Origin of the sequence: Pseudomonas sp. Ant30-3 (assembly GCF_000690905.1) — a bacterium.
Lineage (GTDB): Bacteria > Pseudomonadota > Gammaproteobacteria > Pseudomonadales > Pseudomonadaceae > Aquipseudomonas.
On record NZ_JMCL01000162.1, the window covers coordinates 1 to 16,581 of the forward strand.

Genomic DNA, 16,581 nt, shown 5'->3' on the forward strand with positions numbered 1-16,581 from the left:
CTTGATCTTGATCTTGATCTTGATCTTGATCTTGATCTTGATCTTGATCTTGATCTTGATCTTGATCTTGATCTTGATCTTGATCTTGATCTTGATCTTGATCTTGATCTTGATCTTGATCTTGATCTTGATCTTGATCTTGATCTTGATCTTGATCTTGATCTTGATCTTGATCTTGATCTTGATCTTGATCTTGATCTTGATCTTGATCTTGATCTTGATCTGCGTGCCCCTTTCCCAGAGGCCGAACGCAGGCGTTGCGCAGGGGGTACCGCGGCAAGGATGCCGCGGTAGTCGCCCCCGGCCATGGATGGCCGATGGCGACGGGCCCCCGGAGCAATGCCGGAGTGAGGGCATGCCGAGCCTAGGCGAGGCACCGAATGGCGGGGCGAAAGCGCTTGGTTACTTGGCGCTTCTCCAAGTGACTCGCCGTAAGGGCGAAACCAACACCAGCCCCAACCGCAACAACGGATATGTACACCCTCAAAACAACCGTCACCTGGAGCACCGCCATCGTCGGAGGGCCGCCCGGAGCAAGCTCGACTCCCACAGCTGACCGTGTAAATCCACGAGCAAGTAGTCTCCTGACACACTGTCATCAGGCGGAACCTCGGCCCTCACAGCTTCGTGCGCCAAACCAAACGAGCGGAATAACGATAGTCCCCATCGTTCTAAGAAGTTATAAGAAAAATCGCTATGCTGCGGGCCAGTTTTTCCCCGCAGTCTGAGTGGATGTCTTGATGGATTTGGTGAACGTCGGGTTAGTCGTGGCAGGGCTGGTGGTGGGTTTCATCGTCGGCATGACAGGCGTGGGCGGCGGTTCGCTGATGACGCCTATTTTGCTGTGGTTCGGTATCAACCCGGCGACGGCCGTCGGCACCGACTTGCTGTACGCCGCCATCACCAAATCCAGCGGCGTTCTGGTTCACCGCAAAAACAAGAATATCGACTGGGCGATCACCGGTTGGCTGACCCTTGGCAGCGTGCCAGCGGTGGCGATGACGTTGTGGTTCCTGAGCACGCTGCACACGTCGCCCGATGCGATGAACGCCGTGATCAAGCAGGCCTTGGGCTTCGTTCTGTTCGCGACCGCCCTGGCGATTTTCTTCAAGAAACGCCTTCTGGACTTCGCCCACAAGCGTGCGGGTGGCCATTACAACCCGAGCGGTTCGCGCCTCAACGTGCTCACGGTGATCACCGGTCTTGTGCTGGGCACCATGGTTGCGTTGACCTCGATCGGCGCCGGCGCACTGGGCACCGTGGCGTTGTTCATCCTCTATCCGCTGCTGCCAACGCGCCGCCTGGTCGGTACGGAAATCGCCCACGCGGTGCCACTGACCCTGGTCGCCGGTCTTGGCCATGCCAGCATGGGCAACATGGACTGGCAGGTGTTGGGCTATCTGCTGATCGGCTCGCTGCCGGGCATTTATCTCGGCAGCCACCTGACCGGCCGCATCTCCGATGAAGTGTTACGCCCCTGCCTGGCAACGATGCTGGTGTTGATCGGTTACAAACTGGCGTTCTGATCTTTATTAGCTTTCAATCCCGGCGCTGGTCGTCGATAAAGCGATGAAGGGCGAGCGATGAGTTGCGCCCGGTCGGTTGCGCAATGAGCGCGCTGACCTAAGCTTTTATCCAGGCGAGACACAATTGCGCTGCGTCACCCGGAACAATCACCGCGATGCGCAATCATTAGAGCGTGGATATCAAAAGGAGATGCGCATGCTCAGGTCCTTGACCCTGACTACCTTGCTGGCTTTCGCCTGCCCCTTGCTCGCCGCCGATGGCGACTCACCGCTGGACATGGACAAAGGCCGCTCGCGACCGCTGATTGTCATCGCACCAAGCACGGTTGACCCGGCGTGGCTAAGCCTGAAAAAATCCCTGGACCAGCCTGAAAACCGCAAAGGCTTCACCGACCGAAGCATGGTGTTGTACACCGTGTTCAATCTTATGGGGCAGCGCGAAGGCAAAGACCTGGGCCCGCAAGACACTGCGGCCTTGATCCGCTCGCTGAAGTTGGGCGCTGGCGCGAAGACCAAGGTCATTCTGGTGGGCAAGGACGGCGAAAAGAAACTCGAGCAGTCGGACGACATTGACCTGCAGAAGATTTTCAGCACCATCGACGCCATGCCGATGGCGGAAAAAGAAGCCGCAATGGCAGCCCCTCCGCCAGCCACCGAAGCAGCTCCGCCGCCGACCAAGGGCGCCAACACCAAACCGGCGAAACCTGCTAAGCCACCGGAAATGCCCGACGACTAAGGCGGCGGCCAACGCTCAACATTGCACGCAGCGGCCGGTCCCCTGTAGCAGCTGCCGAGCCTGCGAGGCTGCGTCCGAGTGCGAAGCACTCGCCAAAGCATTTGCGGTTTATCCGATCGTTCATCGTCGTGCCGATGGCGACCGCTGCGCGCTCGGACGCAGCCTCGCAGGCTCGGCAGCTGCTACAAGGCATCGCAGATTTGGGAGCTGCTACAAGCTGCTACTTGGATTCGGCTGGGTGCGAGATAATCTTCAATAGTTGATGGGCGATTTTGATTCGCTCGGGGATGGGAAAATTTTTGTTGGCGAGTATCACGACGCCGATGTCTTTCGATGGCACGTACGCAGCATAGGCGCCGAAGCCGCCGGTCGATCCGGTCTTGTTGTACAGCGCATTATCGGGTTGAAGCTGAGGCGGGTTCAGCCACTCGACTGTGTGCGGCTCCATCGCCATTGACGTCGAATTACCCGCCAACAGTTGCTCAAGCGTCACCGGGTAGGGATAGATTTCCCAGCCCAGACCCTGAGTCATCTCCCCGACCTTGTAGTAACCCGTGTGCGTCGTGGCAATAGCCTGCTGCATCGACGCCTCGAGACCCTTCGGCTGCAGGTTCGCCTGCACATAGCGGATCAAATCCGCCGCGCTGGTTTTGATCCCGTACGCCTGCGAATCCAGCGCCCCTGGCCCGACCCGAACCGGCTTGTTTTCCTTGTTGTGACCCTGAGCGTATAAGCCCATCTGATCAGGGGGCACCTTGAGCCAGGTGTGCTTCAAACCGAGCTTGGGCAGCACGGTCTTCGTCATCACCTCATCGAACGGCGCACCCATGCGCTGGGCGGCCAGGTAGCCAAACAGGCCCAGACTCGGATTGGAATACTGGCGATGAGTGCCCGCTGGGTAAACCGCTTGCCAGTTTTTGAAATACCCGAGCATTCTGTCTGGCGCGTCTGCCTCGCTCGGAAACTGCAGCGGCAATCCGCCGGCAGAATAAGTGCCAAGCTGAAGCACACTGATGCCGTCGAAGGCACTGCCGCGCAGCGTCGGCAGAATGTGACTGGCCTTGTCCGACAGGGACAGTTTGCCAGTGGCCTGAGCATAAGCGGCGAGGGTGGCGGTGTAGGTTTTGCTGAGCGAGCCGATTTCGAACAGCGTGTCCTGAGTCACCGGTTTGCCGGCTTCTTTCGAGGTCACGCCGTAATTGAAGAAACGCGGCTGGCCGTTCGCGGTGATCGCGACGACGAGGCCCGGGATCTGCTGTTGCCGCATCACCGGTTCGACGGCGGCGTTGACCAGGGTTTCGATGCGATCGGCCGCGATGCAATGACTTGCCGTGAGCAATGGCACGAGCAAAGCGCAGGACGCCATTTTATTCAGTTTGTTGCCAGGCATGACTGATCCTTTCCGCAGAGGTGCGGGCAAAATCTAAGCACTCTGGAGAGGTTTGACAACCTTGCACGCCAGGTTGGCTTTTTTCAGAGATTACCGCTCGCCCCAATGCTACGATCCCGTTAGCTCCGCTCTCGGATAAACGCCATGCAAGAAGACCTCGACGCGCCTGCCCGCAAGCGCACCCACAACCTGGCCCACGACCTGGTCGCCAAACTGACTCAGAGCATTCTGCTCGGGCAAATGCAGCCGGGCGACAAGCTGCCGTCGGAAAATACCATCGTTGCGGAACACGGGGTCAGCCGCACTGTAGTGCGTGAGGCGATCTCGAAGTTGCAGGCTTCGGGACTGGTCGAAACCCGCCACGGCATCGGCACCTTTGTGATCGAGCGTGCGCCGGAGCAGGGGCTGCGGCTGAGCGTCGACACTGCGCTGGGCGTGCGCGGCATTCTGGAATTGCGCATGGGCCTGGAGACTCAGGCAGCGGCGTTGGCCGCCACGCGCCGCACGGTTCAGCAAGTGCAGCAAATGCGTGAAGCGCTGGACGATTATCAGCGCCTGCTCGCCAATAACGACAGTTGCGTGGAGGCCGACAAGCGTTTCCATCTGTTGATCGCCGAAGCTACCGGCAATGTCTGCTTCAGCGAAATCATGCAGCATCTGGGTAGTGCGATGATCCCGCGAACCCGCGTCAATGCGATCGAGCGCGGCGCGGCGGATCTGACCAAGCTGGGGCAATTGGCCAATCTCGAACATGAGGCCATTCTCAACGCGATCAAGCGTCAGGACCCGGACGCCGCGCGCGCCGCAATGTGGTTACACCTGACTAACAGCCGCGACCGCTTTCTCGCCGACCGTGACTAACCGTTGGTCTACTCGACCGCACCTTGCACGCGGCAGCGTTTTCCAAACTGTACGGCCCAGAGTTGCTGGACCTCATCAATGAGGTGCGTCATGTCTAACGATTCGATGTTCCAAGGCGGAACGCCCAACACCGACCCTGCTGATCCACTGTCCGAATCGGGCATGGATCACGATGCGCCTCCAGGCATGGATCCTTCCAAGGATCCAGCCGTCACCGAACGTCCGGATGACTGGAAAGATCCGACGGCGGACGAGGACATGCCACCGGCCGACGAACCTTCGCCGCTCTCCGACGACAGGCGCTAAACAAAACCCGGCCTGTGTGCCGGGTTTTTTGTGGACGGCAGGCTGATCACGTCATTGTTCTACACGGGTAAGTCGTGCACCCATGACCGCTATCCGCCGTTCCAGATTCAACGCCAGCACACTCGCCAGCACGACCACCGAGCCAGCCACCACCATCACCGTCGGCTGCTCGCCCAACGCAAATGACGCGATGCCCATGGCCGTGGGCGGGATCAGGTACAGCGTCATCGTCGCGCGGCTCAGGTCCACATGCGCCAGCACATACGCCCAGGCCAGGTACGCCAAGGCGCTGGGAAAAATGCCCAGGCCGATCACCGCCAGTTGCACATTAAAATCGGCGCTGAGCACTTCGCTCGTCAGTCCAGGCAGATACACCAACAGCAGCAAGGTGCCGAACCAGACCGTGTAACACACCAGCGTCAACCCGTCGTAGCGTCGCCCGTGGTGCTTTTGCAGAGCAAAATAAAAACACCAGGACACTGCCGCCAACACAATCAGCCATCCGTGAGCGTCGATACTGCCGAACCCTCGATCACCCGCCACCACCGTCACGACGCCGAGCAAACCCAGCAGGACGCAGCCCCAGCGCCACGGGCTGATGCTGTCCTTGAAGACGAAACGGGCCAGTAACGTGCTGAACAGCGGCGTCGATTGCGCCAGCACGCTGGATGCACCGGCGCTGACACTTTGCTGGCCGACGTTCAGCGCCACGTGATGCAGGCTCACTGCAAAAAAACCGAGGACGACCAGCAGCGGCAAATCGCGCAGGTTGGGCAAATGAATGCCCTTGATCATCGCGACCATGGCCATGAGCGCCGAGGCCAGCAGGAACCGTAGCAACGCCAGATGCCCCGGTTCGTACGCCTGCAAACCGATGTGAATCCCCGTCGGCGAGTAAGCCCAGCACGCCACGACAAATGCCATGGCCAGCATGATTTTTACGGGGGAAGAGGGGGCGGTGTTTTCAGCTTGCATGGTCGGTCACCTGAGGGCTCATGCGTTGAGTATCAGAACTCAGACCGTTCGCCACAACTGACTTATACTGGCTTAACCGTTCACTTTTGGTGATGTATGGAGCTGGCGCAGATACGCATGTTCAAGACCGTGGCTGACGAGGGCAGCATCGCCCGCGCAGCGGAGCTGTTGCATTGCGTGCCGTCGAATATCACCGCGCGGTTGAAGTCTCTGGAGGCGGAACTGGGTGTGGCGTTGTTCCTGCGCGAGGGCAGGGGATTGCGTATCAGCCCTGCAGGCCAGACGTTTCTGATCTATGCCTCGAAGATGCTTGCCCTGGCGGCGGAAGCCAAACGCGCAGTGGATCCGTGCGCCGAACCTTCCGGCCCTTTGCGCATCGGCGCTATCGAGTCGTCCGCCACCGGCCGGTTGCCACGCCTGCTGGGCAAATTTCACCAGCGCTTTCCGGCAGTTGCCCTGGAATTGACCACCGGCGCCTGGAGCCAACTGCTTGATGACACCCTCAACCATCGGCTCGACGGCGCGATTGTCGCGGTCGACGTCGAGCGCTCGCAACCTCGGCGCACACAGATGTACCGCGAGGACCTTTTGCTGATTGCCTCGACATCTTTAGGCCCGATACGTGACGTCGCCGATTTGCAGGACAAGACCGTGTTCATGTGGCCCGTCGGTTGCCCGTACCGCGCGGCGCTCGAACATTGGCTGTTACGTCAGGGGCAAGCGCTGCCGATCGTCAGCCTGGCCAGTTATGGAGCGATTGTCGGCTGCGTCAGTGCCGGAGCCGGCGTCGCGCTGGTGCCTAAAGGCGTGTTCGATCAATACGCCAGGGGCGCCGGATGTGCTGGCTACGAATTCGCCGAGCTGACCGCCATCGATAACCTGTTTTACTGGCATGAAAACGCCGGAGTGCACCCGGCGCGCGAGGCGTTTGTGGCGATGTTGCGTGAGGAGTTTGCGTAACGGCTGCGCAAATTCGAAAGATTACGGCTTCTGGAACCGTCCCATGTGCGGAATTTATCGATCTGGATCTATGCTTGAACAAACGGATGGCACTTGCGCGAACCGTGGCGGACTAAGCATCAGGCCGCGCAACCGCGACCCTGCGCACTGACATGGATTGGACATGAACGACAAGACATTACAGAACAAATCGCTGGTGATTCTGCTGTTCCTGGTGACCCTCGCCTTCATCTGGATTCTGTTGCCATTTTACGGCGCCGTGTTCTGGGCAGTGATTTTGGGCATCGTCTTTGCGCCGATGCAGCGCCGGATGCAACTGAAGTTCGGCTGGCAACGCAATATCACCTCGCTGGTGACCCTGAGCATCTGTTTGGTGATCGCGATTCTGCCGGTGATTATCATCAGCGGATTGCTGGTTCAGGAAGGCGCCACTTTCTACAAAAACGTCGAAAGCGGCGAGCTGGACATCGCCGGCTATGTGGCGCAGTTCAAACAAAGCCTTCCCGTGTATTTCCAGCATCAGCTGGATCGCTTCGGCATGGGAGAACTGAACGGACTGCGCGAGAAAATCGTCAAAAGTGCGATGCAGGGTGGGCAAGTATTGGCCACTCAGGCGTTCAGTTTTGGGCAGGGCACGTTCGAGTTCATCATCAGTTTTTTCATCATGCTGTACTTGCTGTTCTTCTTCCTGCGTGACGGTCCCGAGCTGGCGCGCAAAGTGCGCGCCGCCGTACCTTTGCAGGAAAACCAGAAACGTCGTCTGCAGCTGAAGTTCAACCGGGTGGTGCGCGCAACGATCAAGGGCAACCTGCTGGTGGCTATCACGCAGGGTGCGTTGGGCGGGTTTATTTTCTGGTTTCTCGACATCCCGAGCGCGTTACTCTGGGCGGTAATGATGGCGTTTCTGTCGCTGCTGCCGGCAGTGGGTGCGGGCATTGTCTGGGCACCCGTGGCCGTGTATTTCCTGCTCAGCGGGATGATCTGGCAGGGCACCGTGCTGGCGTTGTTCGGGGTGTTTGTGATCGGCCTCGTCGACAACGTGCTGCGCCCGATCCTGGTGGGCAAGGACACGAAAATGCCGGACTACATGGTCCTGATCTCGACGCTGGGCGGCTTGTCGGTGTTTGGCCTCAACGGCTTCGTCATCGGGCCACTGATCGCCGCGCTGTTCATGTCGAGCTGGGCGATCTTCAGCGAAACCAAACCACGGGTACAGTTGCCTTCCTAAGCGCAGAACTGACCCTGGACGATGCGTTGCGACAAGGCCTGCGCGGCCGGCAGCGAGGTAAGCGGGCCACTGATCGGCTCGCCGTCCTGCATCAGGTACCAACAGGCGAGCAAACCCAGCTCCCTGAGTTGGGCGGGGACGGCGCTGCCGATAACGGACATGATCTGAACCTGGGACATGGGTAACCTCCAATCAATCTATGGGGCTACTTTACGGATCCGGCGTGCGTACGAACAATCAACGCTTTCAATAGTCGTCATTGATGCCAGCGAGGTTTGACCGCCGCAGTCGGCCACCTCGCCGAGTGAGGCGTGCCGAAATCTGCAGTGACACAAGCCGACTGTGCGTAGGGCACGCTGTACATTTTTTCGTAGGGTTCTGAACCGCTCAATTGCTCCTACACTGTGGCCACTGCGTGAAATCCTCACGCCATGGGCCTTTGCCGGAGTTGTTCGATGCTGTCACTGCTCACCGATCATCCATTGGTTTGCGCGCTGGTGCTGATCCTCATTGACCTGAGCCTCTGGCATTTGTTGAGTGCCAGCGGCAGTCAGTGGAAACTGGTGGTCCGCCTGCTGGTGTTCGCGCTGTTCAGCATGGTGCTGTTCAATGCCGGCATGAACCCGCTGCAACCCGCGCCGTTTGCCGACAATGTGCCGCTGCACCTGGCGGCCACCGGTTTGCAGATTGGCTGGTGGCTGTTCGGTGCGCGAACGCTGACAGTGCTGATCGGCGCCGTCATGATGCAGCGCGTCGGGCACACCGGGCGTTTGCTGCAGGATCTGCTCGGCGCGGTGATATTCCTGATCGCCGTCATCGCGGCATTGGCCTACGTGCTGGAACTGCCGGTCAAAGGCGTGCTGGCCACGTCCGGGGCACTGGCGATCATCGTCGGCCTGGCCTTGCAAAGCACCCTCAGCGACGTGTTTTCCGGCATCGTGCTGAACACCACCAAACCCTATCAACTGGATGACTGGATCTCCATCGACGGTATGGAAGGCCGGGTCACCGACATCGACTGGCGCGCCACGCGCCTGCAAACCGCCCAAGGCAGCATGGCGGTGATTCCCAACTCGCTGGCGGCGAAAGCGAAGATCATCAATTTCAGTCGACCGATCGACATCTTCGGCATTTCCATCAGTCTGCAACTAAGCCCCCATGTACGCCCGAGCACGGTGATCGAGGCGCTTGAACGGGCGATGCAGGGCTGTCGCCAGTTGTTGAGCAAACCGGCACCAAACGTCTCTTTGAAGAGCTCTAACAGCAGCGGCGTGGAATATGAAATCAGCGGTTTTGTAGAGTCGATGGACCAGAAACGCATGGTGCGCAATCAACTCTACGACCTTGCGTTTCGCCAGTTGCAGGCCTCTGGCGTGTCCTTGTTGTCCAGCGTCGAGTCGAATGCACCGGCCGGTTTATCGCGGCCGAGAGCGCTGCTGGACAGCTCAAGCATTTTTTCGGGGTTGAGCGAGGAAGAGAAAGACGCGTTCTGCGCAAACATGACGCTGCAGACTTTCCGCGCCGGCGAATTGATCTTGCCGGCCGGGGAGGTCAGCGATCACTTGCTGATCGTCGAATCCGGGGTGGTCTCGGTGGAATTGAACCGAGGCGGCATCAAGTTCGAGTCCGGCCGCATGGGCCCGGGCGAAGTGATCGGCGAGGGCGGGATCTTGTCCAACACATCGCTGCCGGCGGACTTTTCCGCCAAGACGTATTGCAGCGTGTACCGGCTGGAGAAGGACTATCTCAAACCGTACCTCGATGCACGGCAGGACATCGGCGACGCCATGAAAGCGTTGCTGGATTATCGCTTGAACAAGGCGCAGACCCTGACTCAGGAAACCCCGCAAGTTGCACAGAAGCGGGGGTTTTTACAGTGGCTGCGGCGGCGGGCGTAGAGGCGTCGGCGAGTGGCCGGTGCGGGGTTCGCGAGCAAGCTTTGCTCAGGCATTGAGTGCATTCGTGAGAATCAGGCTGGGCCGAAGACCGCCATCGCTGGCAAGCCAGCTCCTACAATGGAACGCGCCCATCCAAACGACATCGGTCCCTGTGGGAGCCGAGCTTGCTCGCGATGAGGCCCTGTCGGCCAGCATCAATGCCACCTGACTCACCGCCATCGCGAGCAAGCTTCACCGCCCGTCATTTGTAGCATCAGGAAGCAGTTACCGGTGGCCTACTCAACTTCTGCACTATTGGCTATTTGCCTGCGAGGCCTGGGCGACTAACTTGGCTGCACACATTTTGTAGCCGGAGCCTTGGCATGAAACCTCGTATCGATTTCTACACCGCATCCCCCGACGCCCTCAAAGCCATGATCGCGCTGGAAAGCGCCGTGTCGATGTTGCCCCTGGAAAAAAACCTGATCGAGCTGGTCAAGCTGCGTGCTTCGCAGATCAACGGCTGCGCGTTCTGCCTCGACATGCACACCGCCGATGCGCGCCAGGGCGGCGAGACCGAACGTCGCCTGTACACCTTGTCGGCCTGGCGTGAAACGCCATTCTTCACCCCACGCGAACGCGCCGCGCTAACCTGGACCGAATCACTGACACTGCTGAGTCAGACGCACGCCCCGGATGAAGATTACGAGTTCGCCTCGGCGCAATTCACCCCCAAGGAAATGGTCGACCTGACCGTTGCCATCACCACCATCAACGCCTGGAACCGTCTGGCAGTGGGCTTTCGCAAAATGCCCGCAGCAGATCAATGAGCATCCGCTGACGGCGCGGCCGGTGGTTGCACCTTGCGCATCAAGGTCACCATCGGCGTGGCGATGACAACACACGCCCCCGTCATTAAAAACCCATCGCCGCAGGTTTGTGTCTGCGCTCCGCTGTGTGGCGCCAGTCGTCGGAACGAGCGTAAGACCATCGATAAACCTGTGCGGGAATGCATTGCTTCCCGTTAATAGGAAGCATTACTATTCACGCCCCTTTTGCGCAGCACGCCGCAATGACTCCCAAGTTGCCCCGCAGACACGGCTTTTTCGAGCATTACGAAGAGTTGGTTGGCACCTGGACCCGACGCCTGAGAAATCGTCAGCAGGCTGAGGATCTGGCCCACGACACCTTCGTGCGGGTGCTCGAGTCGGATTCGACGGCGGTGCAGCAGCCCCGGGCCTACTTGCACCAGACAGCGCGCAATATCGCTGTGGATGGTTATCGGCGTGAGGATCGGCGGGGCGCCATGGAGTCGGAGGCGATCGATCACAGTGTGTCGTCGTCCGGCGACCCGGAGCATTTCATGCGGGCGATCCAGTTGGCTGATTCCATCGAGCGTGCACTGGCCGAACTGCCGGTCAACTGCCGCCAGGTATTCGTCTGGCAGAAGATCGAAGGGCTGACCCAGGCGGAAATCGCCGAGCGCTTGGGCCTGTCCAAGAACATGGTGGAAAAATATATGATCCGCACCCTGCGGCATCTGCGCGATCGTCTGGAGGGTTTGCAGCCATGATCTTCAGCGCCTTCGCACCTCTAGCCCAACAGGAACTTCCATGACGGATATTGGCGACTGCGCATGCGGGCAAACAGCGGTTCGCGATGAGGCGGCGCGATGGTTTGTGCGTCTTCAGGAGCCGGCCATCGACCTGGACGAGCGTCAGCGTTTCGAGCGCTGGCTGCTTGAACACCCGCAACATGCCGACGAATTCCAGGTGCTGCAGAGGATGTGGGCAGCGGCGGATTTGTTACCGGCTGCGCGCCTGCAAGCCCTGTGCGAAACCCCGTCGGTTCGCAGCAAACGGCGACCGCTGTTGCGTTATGCAGTGGCCGCCAGTGTGTTGGTGGTGGCGCTCGGTTTCGTACTGTTCAAGGGGACGAATTCCTCCGGGACGTACAGCGCAGATTATGCGACCGCGTTTGGTGAGCGGCGGCAAGTCACGCTGCCGGACGGGTCGGTGGTGGAGCTGAACAGTCGCAGTCGGCTCCAGGTGCGTTATGCAAAAGACCTGCGCAGCCTCGAACTGACGGCGGGCGAAGCGATGTTCACCGTCGAGCACGACAGTCACCGGCCGTTTGTGGTGGACACAGGCAACGGCAGGATCACCGTGACCGGCACGCGTTTCGATGTACGCCGTGATGTCGGCGAAACCCGCGTCGTGGTGGAGCAGGGCACGGTCAAGGTGCAGGGACGAGAGGCAGCGGTTGGCGATTTCATCAGCCTCACTGCCGGCCTCGCCACACGGGTCGATGCCCAGGGAAAAGTGACCGCAGCCTATGCAGTCAATCCTGCGGACCTGACCGCGTGGCGCAGCGGCAAACTGGTGTTCCACAACGCCAGCCTGCGTGAAGTGGCTGAGGAAGTGTCGCGTTACCGCGACAAACCGCTGACTGTTAGCGATGAAAAAGTGGCCAGCCTGCGCCTGACCAGCGTGTTCAAATCCGACAACACCGACGCGTTGCTCAAAGCCTTGCCGAGCATTTTGCCGGTGGCCGTGCGAACGCTGGACGACGGCAGTCACCAGATAATTTCAAAATAGATTCAGGTTTTTTTCGAGTTCATCGTCTTCTTGTCCAACTGCAACTGGTTTGCATTAACAGACGCACACTCTTGCGATCCACAGGATACCAGCCGTTGGGTCAGGCGCTGAGCGAACTGGGTCAGCAAATCTCTCTGCAGGTCTTTTTCAGCCCGGAACTGGTGGCAGGAAAACAGGCGCCGGCGGTGGATGGAAACCTTTCGCCGGAACAGGCCCTGCGCGTATTGCTGCAGGGCAGCGGTCTTGAGCACCAGATCAACGAAGGCTCGGTGACCCTGACGCCGGCGCCGACTTCCGCGAGCACTGGTCCGCTGGAGCTGGGCGTGACCGACATCAAAGTGGTCGGTGACTGGCTCGGCGACGCGGACGCCGCCGTGGTGCAGAACCATCCCGGTGCGCGCACGGTGATCCGCCGCGAAGCGATGCTCGATCAGGGCGCGATGAACGTCGGCGATGTGCTGCGTCGGGTGCCGGGAGTACAGGTGCAGGAGGCCAATGGCACCGGCGGCAGTGACATTTCCCTGAACGTTGGTGTGCGCGGCCTGACGTCGCGTCTGTCGCCACGCTCCACGGTGCTGATCGACGGCGTGCCGGCGGCGTTCGCACCGTATGGCCAGCCGCAGCTGTCGATGGCGCCGATTTCTTCCGGCAACCTCGACAGCATCGACGTGGTTCGCGGTGCCGGGTCCGTGCGCTATGGGCCGCAGAACGTCGGCGGGGTGATCAACTTCGTTACTCGGGCAATCCCGGAGCAGGCCACTGCGGAAATCGGCACGACCCTGGAGACCTCGCAACACGGCGGCTGGAAACACATCGACACGGCGTTCGTCGGCGGCACGGCGGACAACGGCATCGGCGTGGCGCTGCTGTATTCGGGCGTGAACGGCAACGGTTATCGCGAACGCAACCACGGCAACGACATCGACGATGTGCTGCTCAAGACCCATTGGGCGCCTACCGATGTCGACGATTTCAGTCTTAATTTTCATTACTACGATGCCAGCGCCGACATGCCCGGCGGCCTCACTCAGGCGCAATACGACGCCGATCCGTTTCAGTCGGATCGCAATAACGACAACTTCAGCGGCCGCCGCAAGGATGTCTCCTTCAAGTGGGCGCGGCAGGTCGACGACCGCACCCAGGCCGAAGTGCTGACCTATTATTCCGACAGCTTCCGTGGCAGCAATATCGCCGCCCGTGATCAGCGCACCCTCGGCTCATTTCCGCGCACTTACTACACCTTCGGCATTGAGCCGCGGGTTTCGCGCGTGTTCGACGTCGGGCCGACCACTCAGGAAGTCAGCGTCGGTTATCGCTACCTCAAGGAAGGCATGCACGAAGAGGCAAGCCGTCTGGCGCTGGTCAACAACCAGCCGGTGGTGCGTCCGGGGGCGGACGGCCATGTTTATCAGGATCGCACCGGCGGCACCGAGGCCAACTCTGTCTACATTGACGACAAGATTGACGTCGGCAACTGGACCGTTACACCGGGCATCCGCTTCGAACACATCAGCACTGACTGGCACGACCGCCCGGTACTCGACACGGCGGGGCGGCCGGTGACGGAGAAGAACCGCAGCATCGAAAGCAACGAGCCGCTTCCAGCCCTGAGCGTGATGTATCACCTGTCCGATGCGTGGAAACTGTTCGCCAACTATGAGACGTCGTTTGGCAGCCTGCAGTATTTCCAGCTTGGCCAGGGCGGTACGGGTGACGAGCCGGCTAGCGGTCTGACCCCGGAAAAGGCCAAGACCTATGAGGTGGGCACGCGTTTCAACAATGATGTGTGGGGCGGCGAGGTGACGCTGTTCTACATCGACTTCGACGAAGAGCTGCAATACATCAGCAACGATGCCGGCTGGACCAACCTCGGCGCGACGACGCACCGCGGGCTTGAAGCGTCGGTGCATTACGACCTGGCGGCACTGGATTCACGGCTTGACGGGCTGACGGCCAACGCCGGTTTCACTTACACCCGCGCGGTGTATGAAGGGGAAATCCCTGCGTTCAAGGGCCGTGACTTGCCGTTCTATTCACGCCAGGTAGTGACCGCCGGCCTGCGTTACGACATCGACCGCTGGACCTACAATGTCGATGCGTTCGCCCAATCGAAACAGCGCTCACCGGGTACTGCGGTAAATGCCGATGGCAGTTTCAGCGGCGATTACATCACCGAAGGCACGGCGGACGGCCAATACGGCGACATCCCTGGCTATGTCACCTGGAACGTGCGCGGTGGTTATGATTTTGGCGCGCAGCTGTCGAACCTGAAACTCGGCGCCGGGGTGAAGAATATCTTCGACAAGCAATACTTCACCCGCTCCAGCGACAACAACGCGGGGATGTACGTCGGCGCGCCTCGCACATTCTTCGTGCAGGCAAGCGTTGGGTTCTGACAGGCCGAAGTGACCGCATCGCGGGCAAGCCATGCTCCCACAGAGGGATCACTGATCCCGTGTCCGACGCCACCGCGCGTGGGAGCAAGGCTTGCCCGCGAAGACGGTTTGAGATTCACCAAAGCATCAAACCTTCAACACCTTCCCACCGATCGCCACCGCCACCAGCAAAATGGCCATCAACCCAAAGGCAAAACTCAAACTGCTGGCGTGGGCGATGAAACCGATGACTGCGGGTCCGGCCAGAATGCCGGCGTAACCCAGCGTGGTAATTGCCGGCACGGCAACGCTTTCAGGCATAACCGTTTGTTTGCCGACGGCGGTGTACAGCACCGGCACAATATTGGAACAGCCCGCGCCCAAAAACGCGTAGCCGACCAGTGCCAGTTCCCAGGTCGGTGCAAACGTCGCCAGAAACAAACCCGCAGCGGCCGTCAAGCCGCCGAACACAATCACTCGCGTGGCGCCGAGGCGGCGGACAATGGCGTCGCCGGTCAGGCGGCCGATGGTCATGGTCAAGGCAAACGCGGCATACCCGAGGCCGGCGTAGGCCGTGTCGATCCCGCGTTCCTGGGTCAAAAACACCGCACTCCAGTCAAGCGCCGCGCCTTCGGCGAGGAACACGATGAAACACATCCCGCCAATAAACAGCACGATGCCGTGCGGCACGGCAAATGCCGGCCCCGAACTTTCGCTGCCATACGGCAACATATGCGGCGCGGCTTTCAGCATCGCCAGCAACAGCACGACAATCACCACCGCCATCGCCCCCAGCGGCGAAAGGCCCAAACCGAGCAGCGCGCTGACACCCGCCGCACCGACAATCCCGCCGAGGCTGAACAGCCCGTGGAAACCCGACATCATGTTCTTGCCGCTGGCTCGTTCGACGATCACGGCTTGCAGGTTCACCGTCGAGTCCACCGTGCCCAGGCCTGCGCCGAACATGAATAACGTCGCGATCAGCGCCGGTATCGAAGTCACCGTCGCCAACAAAGGCAATGCTGCACAGATCAGCAAAGTGCCGCCGACCGCAACCCGACGACAACCAAAGCGTGTCGCCAACAGGCCGGCCATCGGCATCGCCAGAATCGAGCCCACGCCGAGGCACAACAGCAGGAGCCCGAGCGTGCCTTCATCCAGCCCGGCGCGGGCCTTCGCGTACGGCACCAGCGGCGCCCATGCGGCAATCCCGACACCGGCAATGAAAAAAGCCACGCGCGTGGACATTTGCTCCAGGCGGCCGGGCACGAAAGTGGTCTGGGTGTTGAGGCTGGTCATATCAATCCTTGGCAAAAATCGTCGCGTCCCCAAGGGACAGTGACTGACCGGGGTGGTTCGATCATCGGGTCAGTCAGGCCGACATCCTTGCACAGCCGATCGCTGTTTCGCGATAGGTTGCTGCAGGTCGATCTGCCTGGACGCAGGCTAGAACGCGGAAAGGCCAAGGCGACATTCCCACGCACAGCGTCAGCACAGTCAAACGGGGAGTGGCCGCAAACGATCTCGCTTGGCTTGTCTTGGCTTGGCTTTGCTTTGCTTTGCTTCAGATCTTGATCTTGATCCACCTGCCCCTTTCCCAGAGGCCGAACGCAGGCGTTGCGCAGGGGGCACCGCGGCAAGGATGCCGCGGTAGTCGCCGCCGGCCATGGATGGCCGATGGCGACGGGCCCCCGGAGCAATGCCGGAGTGAGGGCATGCCGAGCCTAGGCGAGGCACCGAATGGCGGGGG

At 60.2% G+C, this 16,581-nt stretch carries 14 protein-coding genes and 2 pseudogenes; 11 read left to right on the top strand and 5 right to left on the bottom strand.

All coding sequences use genetic code 11. The annotated features are described in order from the left end of the window. A pseudogene (locus DU29_RS1000000132900) lies at nucleotides 1–357 on the bottom strand (hypothetical protein); the annotation flags it as partial. Between the two features lie 383 nt (nucleotides 358–740). On the opposite strand from DU29_RS1000000132900, the gene DU29_RS0127745 reads away from it, so the two are divergent. Both DU29_RS0127745 and DU29_RS0127750 read left to right on the top strand, forming a co-directional pair. After that, nucleotides 741–1,526: a sulfite exporter TauE/SafE family protein gene (locus tag DU29_RS0127745; protein ID WP_028624626.1), complete on the top strand. Its 786-nt coding sequence runs from the start codon at nucleotides 741–743 to the stop codon at nucleotides 1,524–1,526. Nucleotides 1,527–1,716: 190 nt separating this feature from the next. Then, the gene (locus DU29_RS0127750; protein WP_028624627.1) at nucleotides 1,717–2,262 is read left to right on the top strand and encodes a DUF4174 domain-containing protein; all 546 of its coding nucleotides are present in this window, start codon (nucleotides 1,717–1,719) and stop codon (nucleotides 2,260–2,262) included. Nucleotides 2,263–2,482: 220 nt separating this feature from the next. On the opposite strand, the gene ampC is transcribed toward DU29_RS0127750, so the two are convergent. Next, nucleotides 2,483–3,652: a class C beta-lactamase gene (gene ampC / locus DU29_RS0127755; protein WP_028624628.1), complete on the bottom strand. Its 1,170-nt coding sequence runs from the start codon at nucleotides 3,650–3,652 to the stop codon at nucleotides 2,483–2,485. A gap of 144 nt (nucleotides 3,653–3,796) precedes the next feature. On the opposite strand from ampC, the gene DU29_RS0127760 reads away from it, so the two are divergent. Together DU29_RS0127760 and DU29_RS0127765 are read left to right on the top strand one after the other, a co-directional pair. Then, nucleotides 3,797–4,513: a FadR/GntR family transcriptional regulator gene (locus DU29_RS0127760; protein ID WP_028624629.1), complete on the top strand. Its 717-nt coding sequence runs from the start codon at nucleotides 3,797–3,799 to the stop codon at nucleotides 4,511–4,513. A 90-nt stretch (nucleotides 4,514–4,603) separates the two neighbouring features. Beyond that, nucleotides 4,604–4,819, top strand: coding sequence for a hypothetical protein (locus DU29_RS0127765; protein ID WP_028624630.1), 216 nt, complete (start codon nucleotides 4,604–4,606; stop codon nucleotides 4,817–4,819). Nucleotides 4,820–4,870: 51 nt separating this feature from the next. On the opposite strand, the gene DU29_RS0127770 is transcribed toward DU29_RS0127765, so the two are convergent. After that, nucleotides 4,871–5,794 (bottom strand): DMT family transporter, encoded by a 924-nt coding sequence (locus DU29_RS0127770; RefSeq protein WP_028624631.1) that lies wholly within the window; start codon nucleotides 5,792–5,794, stop codon nucleotides 4,871–4,873. Between the two features lie 96 nt (nucleotides 5,795–5,890). Between DU29_RS0127770 and DU29_RS0127775 the strand changes: the two genes are divergently transcribed. Together DU29_RS0127775 and DU29_RS0127780 are read left to right on the top strand one after the other, a co-directional pair. Continuing rightward, nucleotides 5,891–6,754, top strand: a complete 864-nt coding sequence (locus DU29_RS0127775; protein ID WP_028624632.1) for a LysR family transcriptional regulator — start codon at nucleotides 5,891–5,893, stop codon at nucleotides 6,752–6,754. A 163-nt stretch (nucleotides 6,755–6,917) separates the two neighbouring features. Next, nucleotides 6,918–7,982 carry an AI-2E family transporter gene (locus tag DU29_RS0127780; RefSeq protein ID WP_028624633.1) on the top strand — a complete coding sequence of 355 codons (1,065 nt, stop codon included), beginning with the start codon at nucleotides 6,918–6,920 and terminating at the stop codon, nucleotides 7,980–7,982. On the opposite strand, the gene DU29_RS0127785 is transcribed toward DU29_RS0127780, so the two are convergent. Further along, nucleotides 7,979–8,161 (bottom strand): hypothetical protein, encoded by a 183-nt coding sequence (locus DU29_RS0127785; RefSeq protein WP_028624634.1) that lies wholly within the window; start codon nucleotides 8,159–8,161, stop codon nucleotides 7,979–7,981. The genes DU29_RS0127780 and DU29_RS0127785 overlap by 4 nt on opposite strands. A gap of 276 nt (nucleotides 8,162–8,437) precedes the next feature. On the opposite strand from DU29_RS0127785, the gene DU29_RS0127790 reads away from it, so the two are divergent. From DU29_RS0127790 to DU29_RS01000000130590, 5 genes and pseudogenes are all read left to right on the top strand, one after another. Continuing rightward, complete coding sequence (locus tag DU29_RS0127790) at nucleotides 8,438–9,880, top strand: mechanosensitive ion channel family protein (RefSeq protein ID WP_028624635.1); 1,443 nt, start codon at nucleotides 8,438–8,440, stop codon at nucleotides 9,878–9,880. A gap of 362 nt (nucleotides 9,881–10,242) precedes the next feature. Continuing rightward, nucleotides 10,243–10,689 carry a carboxymuconolactone decarboxylase family protein gene (locus DU29_RS0127795; protein WP_028624636.1) on the top strand — a complete coding sequence of 149 codons (447 nt, stop codon included), beginning with the start codon at nucleotides 10,243–10,245 and terminating at the stop codon, nucleotides 10,687–10,689. A gap of 242 nt (nucleotides 10,690–10,931) precedes the next feature. Then, nucleotides 10,932–11,432 (top strand): sigma-70 family RNA polymerase sigma factor, encoded by a 501-nt coding sequence (locus DU29_RS0127800; RefSeq protein ID WP_028624637.1) that lies wholly within the window; start codon nucleotides 10,932–10,934, stop codon nucleotides 11,430–11,432. 40 nt (nucleotides 11,433–11,472) lie between these two features. Next, a complete protein-coding gene (locus tag DU29_RS0127805; RefSeq protein ID WP_028624638.1) occupies nucleotides 11,473–12,456 on the top strand; it encodes a FecR family protein in 984 nt (327 codons plus the stop codon). Between the two features lie 89 nt (nucleotides 12,457–12,545). Beyond that, a pseudogene (locus DU29_RS01000000130590) lies at nucleotides 12,546–14,852 on the top strand (TonB-dependent siderophore receptor); the annotation flags it as partial. 126 nt (nucleotides 14,853–14,978) lie between these two features. Here DU29_RS01000000130590 and DU29_RS0127815 read toward each other — a convergent pair. Next, the gene (locus DU29_RS0127815) at nucleotides 14,979–16,130 is read right to left on the bottom strand and encodes an MFS transporter (protein WP_028624639.1); all 1,152 of its coding nucleotides are present in this window, start codon (nucleotides 16,128–16,130) and stop codon (nucleotides 14,979–14,981) included. Between the last annotated feature and the right edge of the window lie 451 nt (nucleotides 16,131–16,581).